Annotated in this window: 17 protein-coding genes; 5 read left to right on the top strand and 12 right to left on the bottom strand. The window is 73.0% G+C overall.

The features are described 5' to 3' along the window. Nucleotides 1-8: 8 nt before the first annotated feature. The 5 genes from ACIRJT_RS32755 to ACIRJT_RS32735 all read right to left on the bottom strand — a co-directional run bounded on the left by ACIRJT_RS32755 (nt 9) and on the right by ACIRJT_RS32735 (nt 5,116). Nucleotides 9-890 (bottom strand): SDR family oxidoreductase, encoded by an 882-nt coding sequence (locus tag ACIRJT_RS32755; RefSeq protein WP_403916461.1) that lies wholly within the window; start codon nt 888-890, stop codon nt 9-11. Continuing rightward, on the bottom strand, nt 887-1,237 hold the full coding sequence (locus tag ACIRJT_RS32750) for a DUF952 domain-containing protein (RefSeq protein ID WP_403916458.1): 351 nt from the start codon (nt 1,235-1,237) through the stop codon (nt 887-889). The genes ACIRJT_RS32755 and ACIRJT_RS32750 overlap by 4 nt, the downstream gene beginning before the upstream one ends. 33 nt (nt 1,238-1,270) lie before the next feature. After that, on the bottom strand, nt 1,271-2,908 hold the full coding sequence (locus ACIRJT_RS32745) for a choice-of-anchor A family protein (protein WP_403916455.1): 1,638 nt from the start codon (nt 2,906-2,908) through the stop codon (nt 1,271-1,273). A gap of 115 nt (nt 2,909-3,023) precedes the next feature. Further along, nucleotides 3,024-4,022, bottom strand: coding sequence for an NAD-dependent epimerase/dehydratase family protein (locus ACIRJT_RS32740; protein ID WP_403916453.1), 999 nt, complete (start codon nt 4,020-4,022; stop codon nt 3,024-3,026). Nucleotides 4,023-4,162: 140 nt separating this feature from the next. After that, nucleotides 4,163-5,116 carry a LysR substrate-binding domain-containing protein gene (locus ACIRJT_RS32735; RefSeq protein WP_403916450.1) on the bottom strand — a complete coding sequence of 318 codons (954 nt, stop codon included), beginning with the start codon at nt 5,114-5,116 and terminating at the stop codon, nt 4,163-4,165. Between the two features lie 315 nt (nt 5,117-5,431). On the opposite strand from ACIRJT_RS32735, the gene snpA reads away from it, so the two are divergent. Further along, nucleotides 5,432-6,085 (top strand): snapalysin, encoded by a 654-nt coding sequence (gene snpA / locus ACIRJT_RS32730; RefSeq protein WP_403916446.1) that lies wholly within the window; start codon nt 5,432-5,434, stop codon nt 6,083-6,085. A gap of 195 nt (nt 6,086-6,280) precedes the next feature. On the opposite strand, the gene ACIRJT_RS32725 is transcribed toward snpA, so the two are convergent. From ACIRJT_RS32725 to ACIRJT_RS32700, 6 genes are all read right to left on the bottom strand, one after another. Then, nucleotides 6,281-6,637, bottom strand: a complete 357-nt coding sequence (locus ACIRJT_RS32725) for a GntR family transcriptional regulator (RefSeq protein WP_219612182.1) — start codon at nt 6,635-6,637, stop codon at nt 6,281-6,283. 2 nt (nt 6,638-6,639) lie between these two features. After that, a complete protein-coding gene (locus tag ACIRJT_RS32720) occupies nt 6,640-7,608 on the bottom strand; it encodes a DUF1648 domain-containing protein (RefSeq protein WP_403916443.1) in 969 nt (322 codons plus the stop codon). A gap of 230 nt (nt 7,609-7,838) precedes the next feature. After that, complete coding sequence (locus tag ACIRJT_RS32715; RefSeq protein WP_403916440.1) at nt 7,839-8,507, bottom strand: DUF6304 family protein; 669 nt, start codon at nt 8,505-8,507, stop codon at nt 7,839-7,841. 56 nt (nt 8,508-8,563) lie between these two features. Beyond that, a complete protein-coding gene (locus ACIRJT_RS32710) occupies nt 8,564-9,160 on the bottom strand; it encodes a GNAT family N-acetyltransferase (protein ID WP_403916438.1) in 597 nt (198 codons plus the stop codon). An 89-nt stretch (nt 9,161-9,249) separates the two neighbouring features. Then, on the bottom strand, nt 9,250-10,293 hold the full coding sequence (locus ACIRJT_RS32705) for a family 2 encapsulin nanocompartment cargo protein polyprenyl transferase (protein ID WP_403916435.1): 1,044 nt from the start codon (nt 10,291-10,293) through the stop codon (nt 9,250-9,252). Nucleotides 10,294-10,384: 91 nt separating this feature from the next. Further along, the gene (locus tag ACIRJT_RS32700) at nt 10,385-11,791 is read right to left on the bottom strand and encodes a family 2B encapsulin nanocompartment shell protein (protein ID WP_403916432.1); all 1,407 of its coding nucleotides are present in this window, start codon (nt 11,789-11,791) and stop codon (nt 10,385-10,387) included. 176 nt (nt 11,792-11,967) lie between these two features. Between ACIRJT_RS32700 and ACIRJT_RS32695 the strand changes: the two genes are divergently transcribed. The 3 genes from ACIRJT_RS32695 (at nt 11,968) to ACIRJT_RS32685 (ending at nt 14,660) form a co-directional block, all read left to right on the top strand. Further along, on the top strand, nt 11,968-12,414 hold the full coding sequence (locus ACIRJT_RS32695) for an RrF2 family transcriptional regulator (protein WP_403916429.1): 447 nt from the start codon (nt 11,968-11,970) through the stop codon (nt 12,412-12,414). 93 nt (nt 12,415-12,507) lie between these two features. Continuing rightward, nucleotides 12,508-13,704, top strand: coding sequence for a globin domain-containing protein (locus ACIRJT_RS32690; RefSeq protein ID WP_403916427.1), 1,197 nt, complete (start codon nt 12,508-12,510; stop codon nt 13,702-13,704). 26 nt (nt 13,705-13,730) lie between these two features. Beyond that, nucleotides 13,731-14,660 (top strand): 1-aminocyclopropane-1-carboxylate deaminase/D-cysteine desulfhydrase, encoded by a 930-nt coding sequence (locus ACIRJT_RS32685; RefSeq protein WP_403916424.1) that lies wholly within the window; start codon nt 13,731-13,733, stop codon nt 14,658-14,660. Here ACIRJT_RS32685 and ACIRJT_RS32680 read toward each other — a convergent pair. After that, on the bottom strand, nt 14,636-16,237 hold the full coding sequence (locus ACIRJT_RS32680) for a Na+/H+ antiporter (RefSeq protein ID WP_403916422.1): 1,602 nt from the start codon (nt 16,235-16,237) through the stop codon (nt 14,636-14,638). The two genes, ACIRJT_RS32685 and ACIRJT_RS32680, sit on opposite strands and share 25 nt — an antisense overlap. 35 nt (nt 16,238-16,272) lie before the next feature. Here ACIRJT_RS32680 and ACIRJT_RS32675 point away from each other — a divergent pair, with 35 nt between their 5' ends. Beyond that, nucleotides 16,273-16,533: a UBP-type zinc finger domain-containing protein gene (locus tag ACIRJT_RS32675; protein ID WP_402015031.1), complete on the top strand. Its 261-nt coding sequence runs from the start codon at nt 16,273-16,275 to the stop codon at nt 16,531-16,533. Nucleotides 16,534-16,555 lie beyond the last annotated feature (22 nt).

The raw sequence follows: 16,555 nt of genomic DNA, 5'->3' as shown, positions 1-16,555 counted from the left end.
GGTGCCGGTCAGCCGCCCGGCAGCAGGTGACGGTAGCTGTCCGGGTTCTCCACCAGGAACTGCGCGAAGCTCTTGGCCGGGTGCCCGGTGAGCACGGGCACCGCGTCGGAGACGGCGGCCAGCTCCCCGCCCGCGATGGCCTCGTACGAGGTGACCCAGCCGGCCACCTCCCAGTCCTCCGCGCCGTAGCCGGCCCGGGAGGCGTAGGCCTCCTCACGGGTCTCGGGGACGTAGACGACGGGGCGACCGGTGACCCTGCTCAGTTCGTCGGCCGCCTCGGCGAGGGTGAACGCTTCGGGTCCGGTGAGGTCGTGGACCCGGTCGTCGTGGTCCGTGCCCTCGTCCAGCAGCACGGCCGCCGCCGCGTCGGCGATGTCCTCGTGGGCGACGGCCGCCACCCGTCCGTCGCCGCCCGGCCCGCGCAGCACCCCGTCGGTCCCGGCCATCGCGGGCAGCCCCGCCAGATACCAGTTGTCCCGCAGGAAGGTGTGGCGGACGTCGGCCGTACGGATGTGGGCCTCGGTGTCCCAGTGGTCGCGGGCGAAGGTGAACGTGGCGTCGGGCGCGGCCCCTTGGAAGGACACGTACACGATCCGCTCCACGCCCACCGCCACGGCGGCGTCGATCGCCGTGGTGTGCTCGCGGACCCGGTAGGGGCTTTCGTGGGCGGAGACCAGGAACAGGGTGTGGGCCCCGTCGAGGGCCCGGCGCATGGCCTCCGCGTCGCCGTAGCGGGCGGCGGGCGCGTGGTCGGCGCCGGGCAGGTCGGGCAGCCGGGCGGGATCGCGGCCGAGGAGCCGTACGGGCACACCGGTCCGGGCCAGCCGTCGGGCGACCCGGCCGCCGACCGCTCCGGTCGCTCCGGTCACCGCGATGAGGGGGCCGTTCACTGGGGTTCGTCTTCCTCTCGTCGTCCTCCGTCCCAGGGCCGCACCTCCACGACCGCGCTCACCGGGAGCGGTCCGTACAGGTGCGGGAACTCCTCGCCGCCGGGCTTCATCGCCTCGTACCGGACGGGGTCGGCGAGGCGGGCGGGGTCGACGACCAGGACCACGAGGTCCCGGTCGCCGTCCCCGTACAGCATCCGGGCCACACCGGGGAGTTGGTGGGGCAGCGAGAGGTGGATGAAGCCCTCCTCCTGGAGGGTGCGGCCGCGGGTGGGCATCTCGTACGTCCCTGTCCCGCGGGCCGCCTCCCACAGAGGTGCTTCGGCGAGGTGCAACAGCGGTTCGGTCATCGAACCACGCTAGCGGGCAGTGCTTCGTGCCTGCTAGAAGGTGCGGCGACGAGCCCTGCGCGTGGCCACGAGAACCGTGCCACCGGCGGCGACCAGCGCTGCCGCGATGGACCCGATGATCCATTCGCCGCCCCGCGAGCCGGTGTCGGGCAGCTCACCCGGGTGGCTCGGCGAGTGCGTGGGACGCGGCGTGTGGCCGGTGCGGGTGGGGGTGGGGGTGGGGGTGGGGTCGGTGGGGGACGGCGTGGGATCGGTCGGGGTGGGCGTCGGGTCCGTGGGGGACGGCGTGGGATCCGTCGGGGTCGGCGTCGGATCCGTGGGAGACGGCGTCGGATCGGTCGGCGTCGGCGTCGGATCCGTCGGCGTCGGCGTCGGATCCGTCGGCGTCGGAGTCGGATCCGTCGGCGTCGGCGTCGGATCCGTCGGCGTCGGCGTCGGATCCGTCGGCGTCGGAGTCGGATCCGTCGGCGTCGGCGTCGGAGTCGGATCCGTCGGCGTCGGCGTCGGAGTCGGATCCGTCGGCGTCGGCGTCGGAGTCGGATCCGTCGGCGTCGGCGTCGGCGTCGGCGTCGGCGTCGGCGTCGGCGTCGGCGTCGGCGTCGGATCGGGCGAGCAGGTCGGCAGGTCGCCGTCGAAGGGGTACGCGTGGATCTCCTGGCCGCCCGACGCGCCCGACGAGGTATGGGTGAGTGAACCCGCCGTGTAGAAACGGCCGTTGGTGCCGCTCATGCTGAGCACGGTGGTGCTCGTCGGCTGGCCCACCAGCACGCTGCCCTCGAACTGGGCCGGGCCGGTCAAGGACAGGTCGGTGGCGTCCGGGAAGTTCCACAGCAGGTTCTCGCGGAGGCCCTCGTTGGGGAACGAGCCCATGAACGTGGCGACGCTGCGGGTGGCGCCGTAGACGTTGACGAGGACGGTCGCGCCCTCGGGGATGCCGTTGAACACGAACCCCGTGTTGCCGCCCGCCTCCGACTCCAGGTCCGCGTCCACGTCGAAGATCTGGAGCGCGGACGAGCCGTCACCGGTGAACGTCATGACGTCCCCGGACTTCACCCACGTGCCCGTCGCCTCCCGGTGCTCGTCGCCGTCGTACGCGTAGCACTGGCTGGCCTCGGTGAGCTGCGGGCGCAGCCCGGTGTACGGGGCGGCAGCGTCCTCGTCGAAGCGCGGGGCGGTGGTGGGGTTCACCGTGCCCGTGAGTTCACCCGCGTACGCGACGCGGCCGGAGTGCGTGCCCTCCTCGGCGAGCAGGCGCTCGCCGGCGGCGATGGTCACGTCGCCGCCCGCCGTCAGATAGTCGGAGCCGTCCGGCGGCGGCACCCGCGAACCGACACCCGCGATGCCGACGTTGTAGATCTGCGACACCCCGTCCCGCTTGTCCATGTCGAAGCTGCCGAGGGTGACGACCTTCCCCTCCGCCTCGGCCGCCGCCTCCCGGACCAGGAAGTCTCCGCCGACGTAGACGTTGATGTTGCTGTCGAAGTTGGTGACCGGGCCGTTGTTCGGGTCGTTCCAGCTGGGCGGGCAGGAGCTGCCGAGGCAGGGTCCCAGTCCGCCCGGCAGCGGATCGGCACCCGCGGCCGGGGCCAGCACGCCCACCATCGCCGCGGCCGTGGCCACTGTCACTGCTGCCCGGATTGCGTTGCCGCGCCTGCGCGCCTTCTGTTCCATGTCGCGCAATATGCATGGTCAACACTTAGTCATATTGAATGACACGCCGCTCTTGCCCCTTTGTGTAGGCCTATAGGAGGTTTCTTCGCCGCGACACGCAGGCGGAAGCGGTGCGTCAGAGGGCCAGCAGCTTCGCCTCCAGCACGGGGTCGAGGCCGACGGCCGGGCGGTCGGGGCGCTGGGGAGCCGCACCACCGAGGGCGCGCAGCCAGTCCCAGGTGTCCGCCACGGTCTCCCCGGCCGGGCGGCAGCGCAGCCCCGCGGCGGACGCCCTGGTGTGGCCGCCCCGGTGCAGCGTGTCGTACAGCTCGCCCGGCGGGAGCCAGATCGGCAGGTCGCTCCAGGGCTCGGCCCCGGCCGCCAGCAGGACCTCCGGATCGGTCCAGCGCAGCTCGGCGTCGGACCCGGTGACGCGCACGCAGGCCTCCAGCAACTCGCCCATGGTCGTGTGGCCGGGGCGGCTGACGGTGTTGTACGCGCCGTGCAGCCCGCCCGCCGCCGCGTCCAGGATCCACTCCGCGAGATCCCGGGCGTCGATGTACTGGAGCTCGGTGACGGGCCGGCCGGGGGCGATCACCGGTCCGCCCCGGGCGATCCGCGACAGCCACCAGGGCAGCCGGCCGATGTTCTCCCCGGGGCCGATGATCAGCCCGGCCCTCGCCAGCAGGGCCCGGTCCCCGAAGGCGTCGAGGGCGGCCAGCTCACCGCCGCGCTTGGCCCGGTCGTACGGCACGTCCCCGCCGTCGTCGGGCGAGGCGCCGGTCACCAGCCGGCCGTCCTCGTCGAGCCCCGAGGCGGCCGGGTGGGCGTACACCGAGCGGCTGGAGACGTAACTGAAGTGCCCGGACCGGCCGGCCAGCAGACGAGCGGCGTCCCGGACGGCGGCGGGCGCGCCGCTCCAGGTGTCGACGACCAGGTCCCAGTCCTGCCCGCTCTCCGCCAGCGCCGCGAGTCCGCGCTCGCCCGCGGTCCGGTCCCCGGTCAGCACGCTCACGCCGGGCGGGGGCGCGTGACGGCCCCGGTGGAACACCGTGACGTCCCAGCCCCGCTCCAGGGCGGCGTCGGTGACGGCCCGTCCGACGAACTCCGTACCACCCAGCATCAGAAGCCTCATGGGACGACTCTGCCCACCGGGAGGCGGCGGGGGAACCCGAGCACGCTGTCAGCAGAACGGGGAACTCACCGGCGCGGGCCCGGCCGCGGACCGATGGGCTCACCGGCACGGGCGGCACGGCGGGGCGGCACGGCGGGGGATCAGGGCGTGCGGGCCAGCGGGGAGCGGTGGCGCAGCAGCCACTCGTGGTAGCCGCTGGCCCGTCGCGCCGCGTCCCGGTAGGCGTCCTCCAACTGCGCGTACACCACCTCGGTGTCCGTCGCAGGCCGGGAGGCCAGGAGCAGCCGTACCGCGAGCGGGTCGCCGAGCAGGGGGCGGATCACCATGTCGTCGCGCGGGCCCGACGTCGGCTGGCAGGGCGCGACGGCCTCGCCGAGCACGACGAGGGAGGCGGCGGTGAGGTAGTCGCCGTGCAGGACCGGCGGGTTCAGCCCGGCGGCGCCGAGCACCCGGCGCACGCCGTCCCACTCGCCGTCCACCGTCGGATCGACCATCCACGGGTCGCCCGCCAGGTCACCGAGCTCCACCACGCGGCGGCGGGCGGCCGGGTGGTCCCGGGAGAGCGAGATGAACTGCGGTTCCCGGTCCACGAGCACGCGCTGCTCCAGGCCCTCCGGCACGGCGAGCGGGGAGCCCTCCACCTCGTGCACGAAGGCGACGTCCAGGCTGCCTTCCTCGACCGAGCGGAGCAGCGCGTGGGCGGAGACGTCGACCCGCAGCGAGATGTCGGTGCCGGGCAGGGCGACGCGCAGCCGGCGCAACCAGCTGCCGATGACCCGGCTCGCGGTGGAGCCGATGCGCAGCCGGGATCCGCGCGGCCGGGCGGCCTCGGCCTCCGCCAGCGCCTCGGCGACCAGGTCGCTCATGCCGTCCACGAGGGGCCGGGCCCGGCTCAGTACGGCCCACCCCAGGGAGGTCGGCCGGCAGCCGGTCCGTTCGCGGCGGAACAGTTCGGCGCCGAGCACGTTCTCGATCCGACGGAGCTGTGTGGTCAGGGAGGGCTGGCTGACGCCGAGGCGTCGGGCCGCCTGATGCAGGCTGCCCGCGTCGGCGATGGCGCAGAGCGCCCTGAGGTGCCTCACCTCCAGCTCCATGCAGCGGAGACTATGACCGCCGCCCTCCGCGCACCAGACGTCGCAACCCCACCAAATAGCTTCAATTCAGGGAGTGTTGGGCTCCGGGACATGTGACGATGCGGTGCCGGTGGCGTGAGCATGGCATGCTCACAGGCGGCTGACATGCGCGAAGAGAAGGCCGGGACGGCGATAAGGCGGCGCTATCACCGTTCGGCATCATCCCCGGCGACTGTGCGCTGCCCCACACTCTTCCCCGTACCGCCCCACGCCCTGTCCGCCCAGCGGACACCCCCACGGCGCGGGTTCGATCGGACAGGTAGGAGAAATCCCCCCATGAGACACCTCAGGACCGCCGTCGCCACCGCCGCCGCCGGGCTCGGCCTCGTCGCCGCGCTGGGCACCGCACCCGTCGTCGCCGCCGCTCCGGCCCCTGCCGCTCCCTCCTCCACCACCATCGCCGCGTACAACGGCTCGGGCGAGAACGCCGCCGCGAACCGCGCCTTCCTCGACGCGGTCATGAAGTCCGTCGCCGAGAAGCGCGCCGCCAACCCGGGCATCAAGGCCGTCACGGTCACCTACAACGCGTCGAGCGCACCGTCCTTCCGCGGCCAGATAGCCAGCAGCACGCAGATCTGGAACAGCGCGGTCTCCAACGTCCGGCTCCAGGAGGGCTCCAACGCGGACTTCACCTACCGTGAGGGCAACGACCCCCGCGGCTCCTACGCGAGCACCGACGGGCACGGTCGCGGGTACATCTTCCTGGACTACGCCCAGAACCAGCAGTACGACTCGACCCGGGTCACCACGCACGAGACCGGGCACGTGCTCGGGCTGCCGGACAACTACTCCGGCCCGTGCAGCGAGCTGATGTCGGGCGGCGGCCCCGGCCCCTCCTGCACCAACTCCCAGCCGGACGCCAACGAGCGGGCCCGGGTGAACCAGCTGTGGCAGAACGGCCTGGCCGCACTCGCCCGCTCCGCCTCCTGACACCGGGACACTCCGGTATCCCGGTATCCCGGTATCCCGGTATCCCGGTAACCCGGTAACCCGGCGGAGGACGGCCGGTCCCGTGTCCCGGGACCGGTCGGCACCCCCCACACGACAGAGGACCGTTCCGATGACGGAACGGTCCTCCGCGCGGTCCGCGCACGCGCCGGTCGGCCGTGCGCGCCCACGTGCCGGTCAGGCGTCGAGTTCGCTGCGGACGAGCGTCAGCAGTTCGTCCTCGGTCATGCCGAGGTCCCGGGCGTCCGCGACGGCTTCACGGACGCGCTCCAGCAGCCGGGCCCGCTGCGGCGAGGCCCCGGCGGTGATCGCCGCGCCCCGGCCGCGGCGCAGCTCGATGAGCCCTTCCTCGCGCAGCCGCTGGTAGCCGCGCAGCACCGTGTGGACGTTCACGCCGAGGGATTCGGCGAGCACGCGGGCGGCGGGCAGGCGCTCGCCCGGGGCCACCGCGCCCTCGGCGACCGCGCGTCGGACCGAGGCGGCGATCTGATCGCCGAGCGGGACGGTGGAGGTCGGGTCGACCCGGAAGAGCATGGTCAGCGCCCCGTCCGCTGCCGGTCGAGCAGCGTGTTGAGCAGGGCCGCGCCGGTGGCCGAGTCGTCGACTGTGACGGCGAACTCTCGGCCGCTCGTCAGGCTGACGACGATGGCCTCGCCCGAGCGGGTGATGACGCCGCTTCGCTCGGGGCGGATGCGGTAGCCCCAACCACCGTATTCCGCGAGCGCGTTGACGCGGCGGCTGTCCGCCCCCTCCATCCGCTCCAGCGACACCCGCACCCGGGGCCGGGGCAGCAGGCCGGAGACGGTGAGGCCCCGCCGGTCCACGGTGACGTGGGGGCGGCAGAAGGTGGCCGTCACCAGGGCGAGGAGAACCAGTGGCGCCCCGATGAACCAGTTCTGCGCCAGGCCGACGGCGACAGCGGCAGCCAGCAGCACCAGCACGGCGACCGGCGCCCACCACGCGCCGATCCCGCGCGCCCAGCCGGCCACTTCGCCGTCGGCGAGGGCGATCCGCTCCCGGCTCGCCGGGTCCCGGTCACGGGAGTCGTCGGCCGCGGGGACGAGTCGGGCCGCCAGCAGGCCGAGGGATCCGGCGAGGACGGCCACCCCGAGGGCCAGGGCGATGTGCCACAGCGGGAAGCCCTCGGCCGGGCCGTTCTCCGGCGCGTCCAGGTTGACGAACAGGACGGCGATCAGCAGGTATCCGAGAAACGCGGCGACGGCGAAACCTCCGCCGATGAACCAGCGGTGGCCACGGCCGCGGAGCTTGCCGTTGACCGAGATGAAGGACCACAGCGCGCCGAGCATGAGCAGCGACGTGGCCGTGTAGAGGAGGTGAGCGGTGACGCCCATGTAGCCGTCGGCGGAGCCGCCGGCGTCGAAGTGGACGGCCAGCCGCGCGGGCAGACGGTCCTTGACGGTGAGATGGAGGACGAGGTCGGTGAGGAGCGCGAGCACAAAGGGCAGGGCCGCGAGCGTTGTGCGGCCAAGGTTCTTGCTTGTCATGGAAAACCTCCGTTGTTCGCATGCTAGTAGAACAATGAGGCAAGAGCAACGGCATGACGCGCGTCCGCCCCGTACCGGTGTGCGGCACGGGGCGGATGCGATACGGGGCGGACGCGGGCGCTTCCGGTGGTTGCGGGCGCTTCCGGTGGCGGCGGGCGCTTCTGATGATTGCGCGCAACCCCGGAGGGTGCCGCGCGACCCCTGGCGGGGTCAGGCGACCCCGGGCCGGGTCAGGCGAGTTCCAGCGGGAAGGCTCCCCGATGGCCGGTGCCCGCGCCGTCGGCCGGGCGCACCTCGAACTCGCGGCAGCTCCAGATCTCCTGGACGAACCCGGACCGCTGGTCCCACAGGTCCAGCACGTCGTCCTCGCCCGCCGAGCCTCGATAGGCCTCCTTGGCCCCCCGGAAGCAGGCGAGCCCGCCGGAGAGGCCCCGGCCGGGGGCCGGGAAGTAGTCGGAGAAGGCGCAGGCGATACAGGTCTGGATCCGGACGCCGTCAGGGAGGATCCGCTGGACGGCGGTCAGGGCGGCGTTGAAGTCGCGCTCGGCGCGGGCCGACTCGTACACCGCGCCGTCGAGGTGGAGGGCGAGGTGAAGGTCCGGGTCGACCCGGCGCAGGGAGAGCAGGCAGCTGAGCGTGGCGTGGCGGAGCGTGCCCGCGACGAGGACGGGCAGCGGCAGATCCCATTCCAGTACGCAGTCGGTGAGCGCACCGTCCGCGAGAGCGAACATCCCGCTCTCCGGCGGCATACCGGCGACCGGCCCCAGGTCGTCGAAGCTCTCGCCCTCGAAGTCGACCCCCCTGATCCGGATCCGGAGCTGCCGCCCGTCCGTGGTGAGAACGACGGCGTCGGAACCCTTGGTGTCCCGGTACCAGCCGGCCCACGACTCATCTGTCATGAGCAGGGACTGTAGTCCCTGCCCCCGGCGGCCTCCGTACCACCCTCCACCGGAGCTCAACCCGCCTGGGGTTCCCGCCACATGGGGTACATCGACGGGCCGTCCGGCAGGTCGACGGCGCGGCCGAGGAAGCGGAATCCGAGCCGCTCGTACAGCGCCCGGCTCCGGGCGCTGCTCGCCTCCAGATAGGCCGGCAGCCCCTCCCGGTCGCAGCGCTCCAGCTCCGCTCCGATCAGCTCCGCGCCGATGCCTTCTCCCTGGCGGCCGGGGCAGACGCCGATCATCAGCAGATAGGCGTGCGCCCGGTCGTGCGGGTGAGCGGCCCCGGTGAGCCTGCCCACCAGTTCGCAGCGCTCGTTGTCGGGGTCGGCGGTCCGCCGCATCAGGGCGGGCGTGGAGTCCGCCGCCTCGGAGGCCCCGGCGGACACCGGCAGCCAGAGGGCCACCGCGGCACCGCCCTCGGCGATGTCGATACGGCCCTCGGCGAGGGCGATGTCGACGAAGACGCCGAGGAATCTGCCGTGGACCGCACGCCGGTGCGCCTCGTCGGGGAACACCCAGCTGCTGACCGGGTCGTGGTGGAACGCCTCTTCCATGACCGAGACGACCAGCTCCCGGTCGTGCTGCTCCGCCCGCTGAATCCGTATGCCCATGACCGGCTTCCGCCCTTCCGCGCTGTTTTCGTCCAACCGACCTCCGGAATACTAGAGTTGACAGGGCGGCGCCGGTCACCCGAAGCGGGTCAGCTGGTCCTGCGGGTGACGAATTCGGCCAGTGCCAGCAGGTCTCCGGCGGCGCTCGGGTCGGGGACCGCCCGGGAGAGGTGGTGGACCGCGCGGGCCATCCGGTCGGCCGCGCAGACCTGGGCCCAGTCCCGGCCGCCGGCCCGGTCCACCGCGTCGGCCGCCCGGTTCACCTCACCGGCGGTGGCCATGGGGCCCCGGTACAGCGCGGCGAGCTCGGCGGCGGCCGGGGTGCCCGAGGTGAGGGCGGAGACCACGGGCAGGGACTTCTTGTGGGCGGACAGGTCGGCCCCGACGGGCTTGCCGGTGCGGTCGGGGTCGCCCCAGATGCCGATCAGGTCGTCGATGAGCTGGAACGAGAGACCCGCCTCCCGCCCGAACCCGTCCATCGCGCGGACCGCCCGGTCCTCCGCCCCGGCGTAGAGGGCTCCGAGCGCACAGGCGCAGCCGAGCAGCGCGCCGGTCTTGGCGGTGGCCATGGCGAGGCATTCGTCGAGCGTGACCTCCTCGGGGCCGCGCTCCTCGAAGGCGCAGTCGGCCTGCTGGCCCGCGCACAGCTCGATGACGCAGGAGGAGAGCCGGGCGACGGCAAGGGCGGCGGCCGGGTGCGGGTCCTCGGCCAGCAGCCGCTGGGCCAGGGCGAGCATGGCGTCGCCGGTGATGATGGCGTCCGGGATGCCGAAGACCGCCCAGGCGGTGGGCCGGTGCCTGCGAGTGGTGTCCTCGTCGATGACGTCGTCGTGGAGCAGGGTGAAGTTGTGGGCGAGTTCGACGGCGACGGCGGCGCGGACGGCGCGTTCCGGATCGCCGCCCAGGGCACGGGCGGCGGCCAGCACCAGGGCCGGCCTGATGGCCTTTCCGGCCTGGCCCGCGGCAGAGGTCCCGTCGGCGTTCTGCCAGCCGAAGTGGTACATCGCGATGCGGCGCATGCCGCCGGGCAGCGATTCCACGGCCGATCGCAGATGCGGGTCGACGACGGCACGGGTGCGCTCCAGGAGCGCCGCGGCCTCGTGCCCTTCCGTCGCTGCGTCCGTACTGGTCATGGTCACGGTCACTCCCTGGGGCGAGGCGATGGTGTGCGGGCCCGGGGCCCCGGGCGGCAGCCGCCGCCCGGGCCCCCGGGGTGAGCCTGGGTCAGTGCCGGCGGCTGACCTCGACGTTCTCCAGCACTCCGAGGGCGTCCGGTACCAGGATGGCGGTGGAGTAGTACGCCGTCACGAGGTAGGAGATGATCGCCTGCTCGTCGATCCCCATGAAGCGGACCGAGAGACTCGGCTCGATCTCGTCGGGGATACCGGTCTGCTGGAGGCCGATGACGCCCTGCTCGGCCTCGCCGGTCCTCATGCAGATGATGGATGTGGTGCGGGCGTCGGAGACGGGGATCTTGTTGGACGGGAAGATCGGCACCCCGCGCCAGGCGGGCACGTGGTGGCCGCCGATGTCGACGCTCTCCGGGACGAGCCCGCGCCGGTTGCACTCGCGGCCGAAGGCGGCGATGGCCTTCGGGTGGGCGAGGAAGAGCTTGGAGCCGCGGCGGCGCGAGAGCAGCTCGTCCATGTCGTCCGGGGTGGGCGCCCCGTCGTGCGGCTGGATCCGCTGCCCGTAGTCGCAGTTGTTGAGCAGCCCGAACTCCCTGTTGTTGATCAGCTCGTGCTCCTGGCGCTCACGCAGCGCCTCGACCGTGAGCCGCAACTGCTGCTCGGTCTGGTTCATCGGCTGGTTGTAGAGATCCGCGACCCTGCTGTGGACCTTCAGCACCGTCTGGGCGACGCTCAGTTCGTACTCGCGCGGCGCCGCGTCGTAGTCGACGAACGTGTGCGGGACGACCGCCTCCCCCACATGGCCGGCGGAGAGGTCGATCGCCGCCTCGCCGTAGTGGTTGGTCCGCTGCTGCGGGATGGAGAGCAGACCGGCGAGATGGTCCCGCAGGGGTGCGGCGCGCTCCGCGAGGTTGTACACGTCGGCACGGCTGAGGGTGAGGAGCGTGCAGGAGGTGACCGCGCGGGCCGTGTACTCCCAGACGGCGCCGCCGTCGATCAGGCTCTGGTCGCCGAAGTACGCGCCGTCGGCGAGCACCCCGAGCTCCGTCTCGTCCCCGTAGGGGCCCGATCCGACCTTCGCCACCTTGCCGTGCGCCAGCAGGAAGACCCGGTCCGCCGCGTCCCCCGAGGCGGCGAGCACCTCCCCCGCGGCCACGTCCCGCTGCTCGCACCTGCGGGCGAGTTCGGCGAGCACCTCCTCGTCCCCGAACTCCCGCAGGGCGGGCAGCTCCCCCAGCTCCGCGGGGATCACGGACACCCGGTCCCCGGTCTGGACGAAGGTCACCCGGCCGTCGCCGACCGCATAGCTGAGCCGACGGTTCACCCGGTACGTACCGCCCTGTACCTGCACCCACGGCATCATCTTCAGGAGCCACCGCGAGGTGATCTCCTGCATCTGCGGCGCGGATTTGGTGGTCGTCGCGAGGTTCCGCGCAGCTGCCGTCCCCAGACTCTGCTGCGGCGGCGCCTGCGTGTCGCGAACCTCTTCACCAACGGACATCTGACGTCCTTTCGATCTTGGGCTGACCTGCGTGCAAAAGCCTTTCAGCAGGAGGACCGGGTCGCCATTACACAAAAGAGTGCGACTAATCCGCCTTCGGTCGGGGCACGTTGGTCCTCGTCGCCCGGCGGACCGCTTAATTTGCATCTACCGTGCAACTTATCTACGGTGAGCCCATGCGGTTGACGAGATTCACCGACGTGGCGCTCCGCGTCCTCATGCGACTGGCCGTCGCCGAGGGCCGGGAGCCGCCGACCACCCGCGAGGTGGCGGCCACCATGCGGGTCCCGTACACGCACACCGCGAAGGTCGTCGCCAGGCTCCAGCACCTCGGCCTCCTCGACGCCCGTCGCGGCCGGGGCGGCGGGCTCACCCTGACCTCCGCCGGCCGCTCCGCGTCGATCGGCGCGCTGGTGCGGGAGCTGGAGGGGCCGGACGAGGTCGTCGAGTGCGAGGGCGACACCCCCTGCCCGCTCCGCTCCGCCTGCCGGCTGCGCGGGGCCCTGCGCGGGGCCCAGGAGGCCTTCTACACCGCACTGGACCCGATCACCGTCACCGATCTCGTCGCCTCCCCCACCGGCCCACTGCTCCTGGGCATCGGCAGCGGCCCACCGCCCGGCTGAACCCCGCCCCGGCCGCGCGGGCGAACCCACGCGCCGGCGGGACCGCCCTCCGCCCATAAATATGCATCTCGCATTCCAATGAGGAGTTCCGTCATGCTCTCCGACCGGTCCACCGCCACTGTCCGCGCCACCCTTCCCGCCGTCGGCGCGGCCATCGGGGACATCGCCGACCTCTTCTACGCAAAGCTCTTCGCCGCCCATCCCGAGCTGCTGCGGGACCTGTTCAACCGGGGCAACCAGGCCTCCGGGGACCAGCGCAAGGCCCTGGCCGGGTCCATCGCCGCGTTCGCGACCGCGCTGGTCGAGCACCCCGGCACCCGGCCCGACGTGATGCTGGACCGCATCGCCCACAAACACGCCTCGCTCGGGGTGACCCCGGAGCAGTACGAGGTGGTGCACACCCATCTGTTCGCGGCCATCGCCGAGGTCCTGGGCGACGCGGCCACCCCGGAGGTCGCCGCGGCCTGGGACGAGGTCTACTGGCTGATGGCGGGCTCCCTGATCGCCGTCGAGGAGCGCCTCTACGCACAGCAGGGCGTGCTGGCGGGCGATGTGTGGCACACCTGGGAGGTGACCGCCCGGGTCGAGGAGACCGAGGACGTCGCCACCTTCCTGCTGCGCCCCGCCGAGGACACTCCCCCGCCCGCCTCCCGGCCCGGCCAGTACGTCTCCGTACAGGTCGAACTCCCGGACGGGGCCCGCCAGATACGCCAGTACAGCCTCTCCGGCGCCCCCTCCGCCCGGCTGCGGTCGATCACCGTCAAGCGGGTGCGCGGCCAGGGCTCGCCCGACGGCGAGGTCTCCCGGCACCTGCACGAGCACACCCGCCCGGGCGACCTGCTGCGCGTCTCCGTCCCCTACGGGGACCTGGTGCTCGACCACCCGGACGCGCCCCTGCTGCTGGCCTCGGCGGGCATCGGCTGCACCCCCATGCTGTCGATGCTGGAACACCTCGCCCAGGAGGACCACAGCGGCCCGGTCACCGTCGTGCACGGCGACCGCTCACCGGCCGACCACGCCCTGCGCGCCGACCACGTCCGGCTGACGGAGAAGCTCACCGACGCCGAGGCGCACTTCTGGTACGAGGTCCCGGACGCCGGGCAGCCGGCGGACCGCACCGGACTCGTCGACCTGGACGGCATCACCGTACGACCGGGGACGCATGCCTACCTCTGCGGGCCGCTCCCCTTCATGCGGGCCGTCAGGGCCCAGCTGCTGGAGGCGGGCGTCCGGCCCGCCGACGTCCACTACGAGGTGTTCGGCCCGGACCTCTGGCTGGCCTCCTCCTGAGGCTCCGGAGAGGCGACAATGGGCGGGTGAACAGCCCGCCCCGCCTCGACGCCCTCCTGCGGCCCCGGGTGCCCTCCCCGCTGCGGGAGGTCCGCGACGAGCGCTTCGTGCGCCACGGGGTGAGGCTGCTCCTCAAGCGGGACGACCTGATCCACCCCGACCTGCCGGGCAACAAGTGGCGCAAACTCGCCCTCAACCTGGAGGCCGCCGCCGGGCGCACCGTGCTGACGTTCGGCGGCGCGTACTCCAACCACCTCCGGGCGACCGCGGCGGCCGGGCGACTGCTGGGCTTTCCCACCGTCGGCGTCGTCCGCGGCGACGAGCTGGCGCACCGGCCGCTCAACCCGTCGCTCGCCCGGTGCGCGGCCGACGGGATGCGCCTGCACTTCGTGGACCGTACGACGTACCGGGCGAAGGCCTCTTCCGAGGTCCTGGAGGGGCTGCTGAGCCTGTTCGGGGACGTGGAGGTCATCCCGGAGGGCGGCAGCAACGCGCTGGCCGCACAGGGCTGTACGGCGCTGGGGCGCGAGCTGGCCGGGGAGTGCGAGGTGGCGGCCGTGGCCTGCGGGACCGGCGGCACCCTGGCCGGGCTCGCCGCCGGCCTGGGCACCGGGCAGCGGGCCCTGGGCGTCCCGGTGCTGCGCGGCGGCTTCCTCGGGCGGGAGGTGGAGCGGCTCCAGCGCGAGGCGTTCGGCGGCCCGTCCGGGAACTGGTCGCTGGACGAGCGCTTCGCCTTCGGCGGCTACGCCCGCACCACCCCGGAGCTGGAGGCCTTCGCCGCGGACTTCGAGGACCGGCACGGACTGCCCGTGGAACGCGTCTACGTCGCCAAGCTGCTGTTCGCGCTGACCACGCTGACCGAGGAGGGCGCGTTCGCGCCCGGCGCGCGGGTGAGCGCCGTGATCACCGGCACCCCCGACGCACGGCCCCCTCAGGAGTCGTCCGTCTCCCGGTAGGCCGCCGCCTCCTCCAGGTCCAGCCGGCGCAGCAGGGTGCGCATCATCTCGTCGTCGATCCGCCGCTCGTCCCGGAGCCGGACGAAGACCTCGCGCTCGGCCTCGATCATCTCCCTCGACAGCCGCCGGTAGGTGTCGTCCGCCGACTCCCCGGTGACCGGGTCGGCGGCGCCCAGCCGCTCCCACACGGCGTTGCGACGGCGTTCCAGCACACTGCGCAGCCGGTCCGCCAACGGTGGCGGCAGAGTGCTGTGGGGATCGGCGAGCAGCCGGTCCAGCCGGGCCTCGGCGGCCTCGGACGCCTCGCTCTGGGCCTGCGCCTCGATGAGGGTGACGGTCTGCGGGTCGGGGCCCGGCAGCTTCAGTACGCGGACGAGGACGGGCAGCGTCAGCCCCTGGACCACCAGGGTCCCGATGACGGTGGTGAAGGTCAGGAACAGCACCAGGCTGCGGGCCGGGAAGGGTTCGCCGTCGTGGGTGACCAGCGGGACGGAGAACGCGACGGCGAGCGAGACGACCCCGCGCATCCCGGCCCAGCCCACGATCAGCGGCGCGGTCCAGTCGGTGCCCGGCTCCCGTTCCCGGACGCGGCGCGAGAGCCACCGGGGCAGATAGGTGGCCGGGTAGACCCAGACGAAGCGGACCACGACGACGGCCAGGAACACGATGGCCGCGTAACCGAGCGCCTCCCCCACGCCGAACGAGCCGAGCCCCTTCAGGACGAACGGCAACTGGAGCCCGATCAGGGCGAACACCGCGGACTCCAGCACGAACGCCACCATCTTCCAGACGGCCGCCTCCTGAAGACGGGTCGCGAAGTCGACCTGCCAGGAGCGGTGGCCCAGGTAGAGGGCGACGACGACCACGGCGAGCACACCGGAGGCGTGCACCCGTTCGGCCGCCGCGTACGCCACGAAAGGGATCAGGAGGGAGAGCGTGTTCTGGAGGAGGGCTTCCTTCAGGTGGGTGCGCAGCCAGTGGAGCGGCACCATCAGCAGGAGCCCGACGCCGACCCCGCCGACCGCGGCCAGCAGGAACTCGCCGATCCCGGCGCCCCAGCTCATCCCCTCCCCCACCGCGGCGGCCAGCGCCACCTTGAACGCGGTGATCGCCGTGGCGTCGTTCACCAGGGACTCGCCCTGGAGGATCGTGGTCACCCGGGAGGGCAGCCCGACCCGGCGGGCGATGGCGGCGGCCGTCACGGCGTCCGGCGGGGCGATGACCGCCCCCAGGACCAGCGCGGCGGTCAACGGGAGGTCCGGGATGATCAGGTGGGCCAGCCAGCCCACGGCGACCGTCGCGAAGAGGGTGTACCCCACGGAGAGCAGGGCGACCGGCCGGACGTTGGCCCGCAGATCCAGGTAGGAGCTGTCCACGGCCGCCGTGTGGAGCAGCGGTGGGAGCAGCAGCGGGAGCACCACGTGCGCGTCCAGGTGGTACGTCGGGACGCCCGGCAGATAGCCGGCCACGAGCCCCACGGCGACCAGGACGAGCGGGGCGGGCACCGGGGTGCGGCGGGCCGCGCCGGCGACCGCCGCACTGACCGCGACCAGGGCCACCAGCGGCAGCGCGTCCATCCCACCGTCCTCGGATCCGTCGTAATCTGCCCATCATGAGCGAGTGTGCGCATGTAGCGGATCTGCCACGCCCCGAGCCCGTGCCGCTCGGCGAGACGTGTCCCGAGTGCCTGGAGGCGGGCAGCCACCCGGTGCAACTGCGGCTCTGCCTGACCTGTGGGCACGTCGGCTGCTGCGATTCGTCGCCGCTGCGGCACGCCACCGGACACTTCCGGGCGACCGGTCACCCGGTGATGCGGAGCTTCGAGACGGGCGAGAGCTGGCGCTGGTGCTTCGAGGACGGTTCGATCGTCTGACGCCTGGGTACGTCAATGCGGC

Origin of the sequence: Streptomyces sp. NPDC102283 (genome assembly GCF_044766265.1) — a bacterium.
GTDB lineage: Bacteria > Actinomycetota > Actinomycetes > Streptomycetales > Streptomycetaceae > Streptomyces.
Note: the sequence above shows the minus strand (reverse complement) of the source record. Positions and strands in the feature narration are given on the sequence as shown.

Excerpts from the sequence above, each read along its gene's own strand:
- ACIRJT_RS32750 (WP_403916458.1), bottom strand. The coding sequence starts at position 1,237 with ATGACCGAACCGCTGTTGCACCTCGCCGAAGCACCTCTGTGGGAGGCG.
- ACIRJT_RS32690 (WP_403916427.1), top strand. The coding sequence starts at position 12,508 with ATGCTCTCCGACCGGTCCACCGCCACTGTCCGCGCCACCCTTCCCGCC.
- ACIRJT_RS32735 (WP_403916450.1), bottom strand. The coding sequence starts at position 5,116 with ATGGAGCTGGAGGTGAGGCACCTCAGGGCGCTCTGCGCCATCGCCGAC.
- ACIRJT_RS32745 (WP_403916455.1), bottom strand. The coding sequence starts at position 2,908 with ATGGAACAGAAGGCGCGCAGGCGCGGCAACGCAATCCGGGCAGCAGTG.
- ACIRJT_RS32710 (WP_403916438.1), bottom strand. The coding sequence starts at position 9,160 with ATGGGCATACGGATTCAGCGGGCGGAGCAGCACGACCGGGAGCTGGTC.
- ACIRJT_RS32695 (WP_403916429.1), top strand. The coding sequence starts at position 11,968 with ATGCGGTTGACGAGATTCACCGACGTGGCGCTCCGCGTCCTCATGCGA.
- ACIRJT_RS32740 (WP_403916453.1), bottom strand. The coding sequence starts at position 4,022 with ATGAGGCTTCTGATGCTGGGTGGTACGGAGTTCGTCGGACGGGCCGTC.
- ACIRJT_RS32715 (WP_403916440.1), bottom strand. The coding sequence starts at position 8,507 with ATGACAGATGAGTCGTGGGCCGGCTGGTACCGGGACACCAAGGGTTCC.
- ACIRJT_RS32725 (WP_219612182.1), bottom strand. The coding sequence starts at position 6,637 with ATGCTCTTCCGGGTCGACCCGACCTCCACCGTCCCGCTCGGCGATCAG.
- ACIRJT_RS32720 (WP_403916443.1), bottom strand. The coding sequence starts at position 7,608 with ATGACAAGCAAGAACCTTGGCCGCACAACGCTCGCGGCCCTGCCCTTT.
- ACIRJT_RS32705 (WP_403916435.1), bottom strand. The coding sequence starts at position 10,293 with ATGACCAGTACGGACGCAGCGACGGAAGGGCACGAGGCCGCGGCGCTC.
- ACIRJT_RS32700 (WP_403916432.1), bottom strand. The coding sequence starts at position 11,791 with ATGTCCGTTGGTGAAGAGGTTCGCGACACGCAGGCGCCGCCGCAGCAG.
- ACIRJT_RS32675 (WP_402015031.1), top strand. The coding sequence starts at position 16,273 with ATGAGCGAGTGTGCGCATGTAGCGGATCTGCCACGCCCCGAGCCCGTG.
- snpA (WP_403916446.1), top strand. The coding sequence starts at position 5,432 with ATGAGACACCTCAGGACCGCCGTCGCCACCGCCGCCGCCGGGCTCGGC.
- ACIRJT_RS32680 (WP_403916422.1), bottom strand. The coding sequence starts at position 16,237 with ATGGACGCGCTGCCGCTGGTGGCCCTGGTCGCGGTCAGTGCGGCGGTC.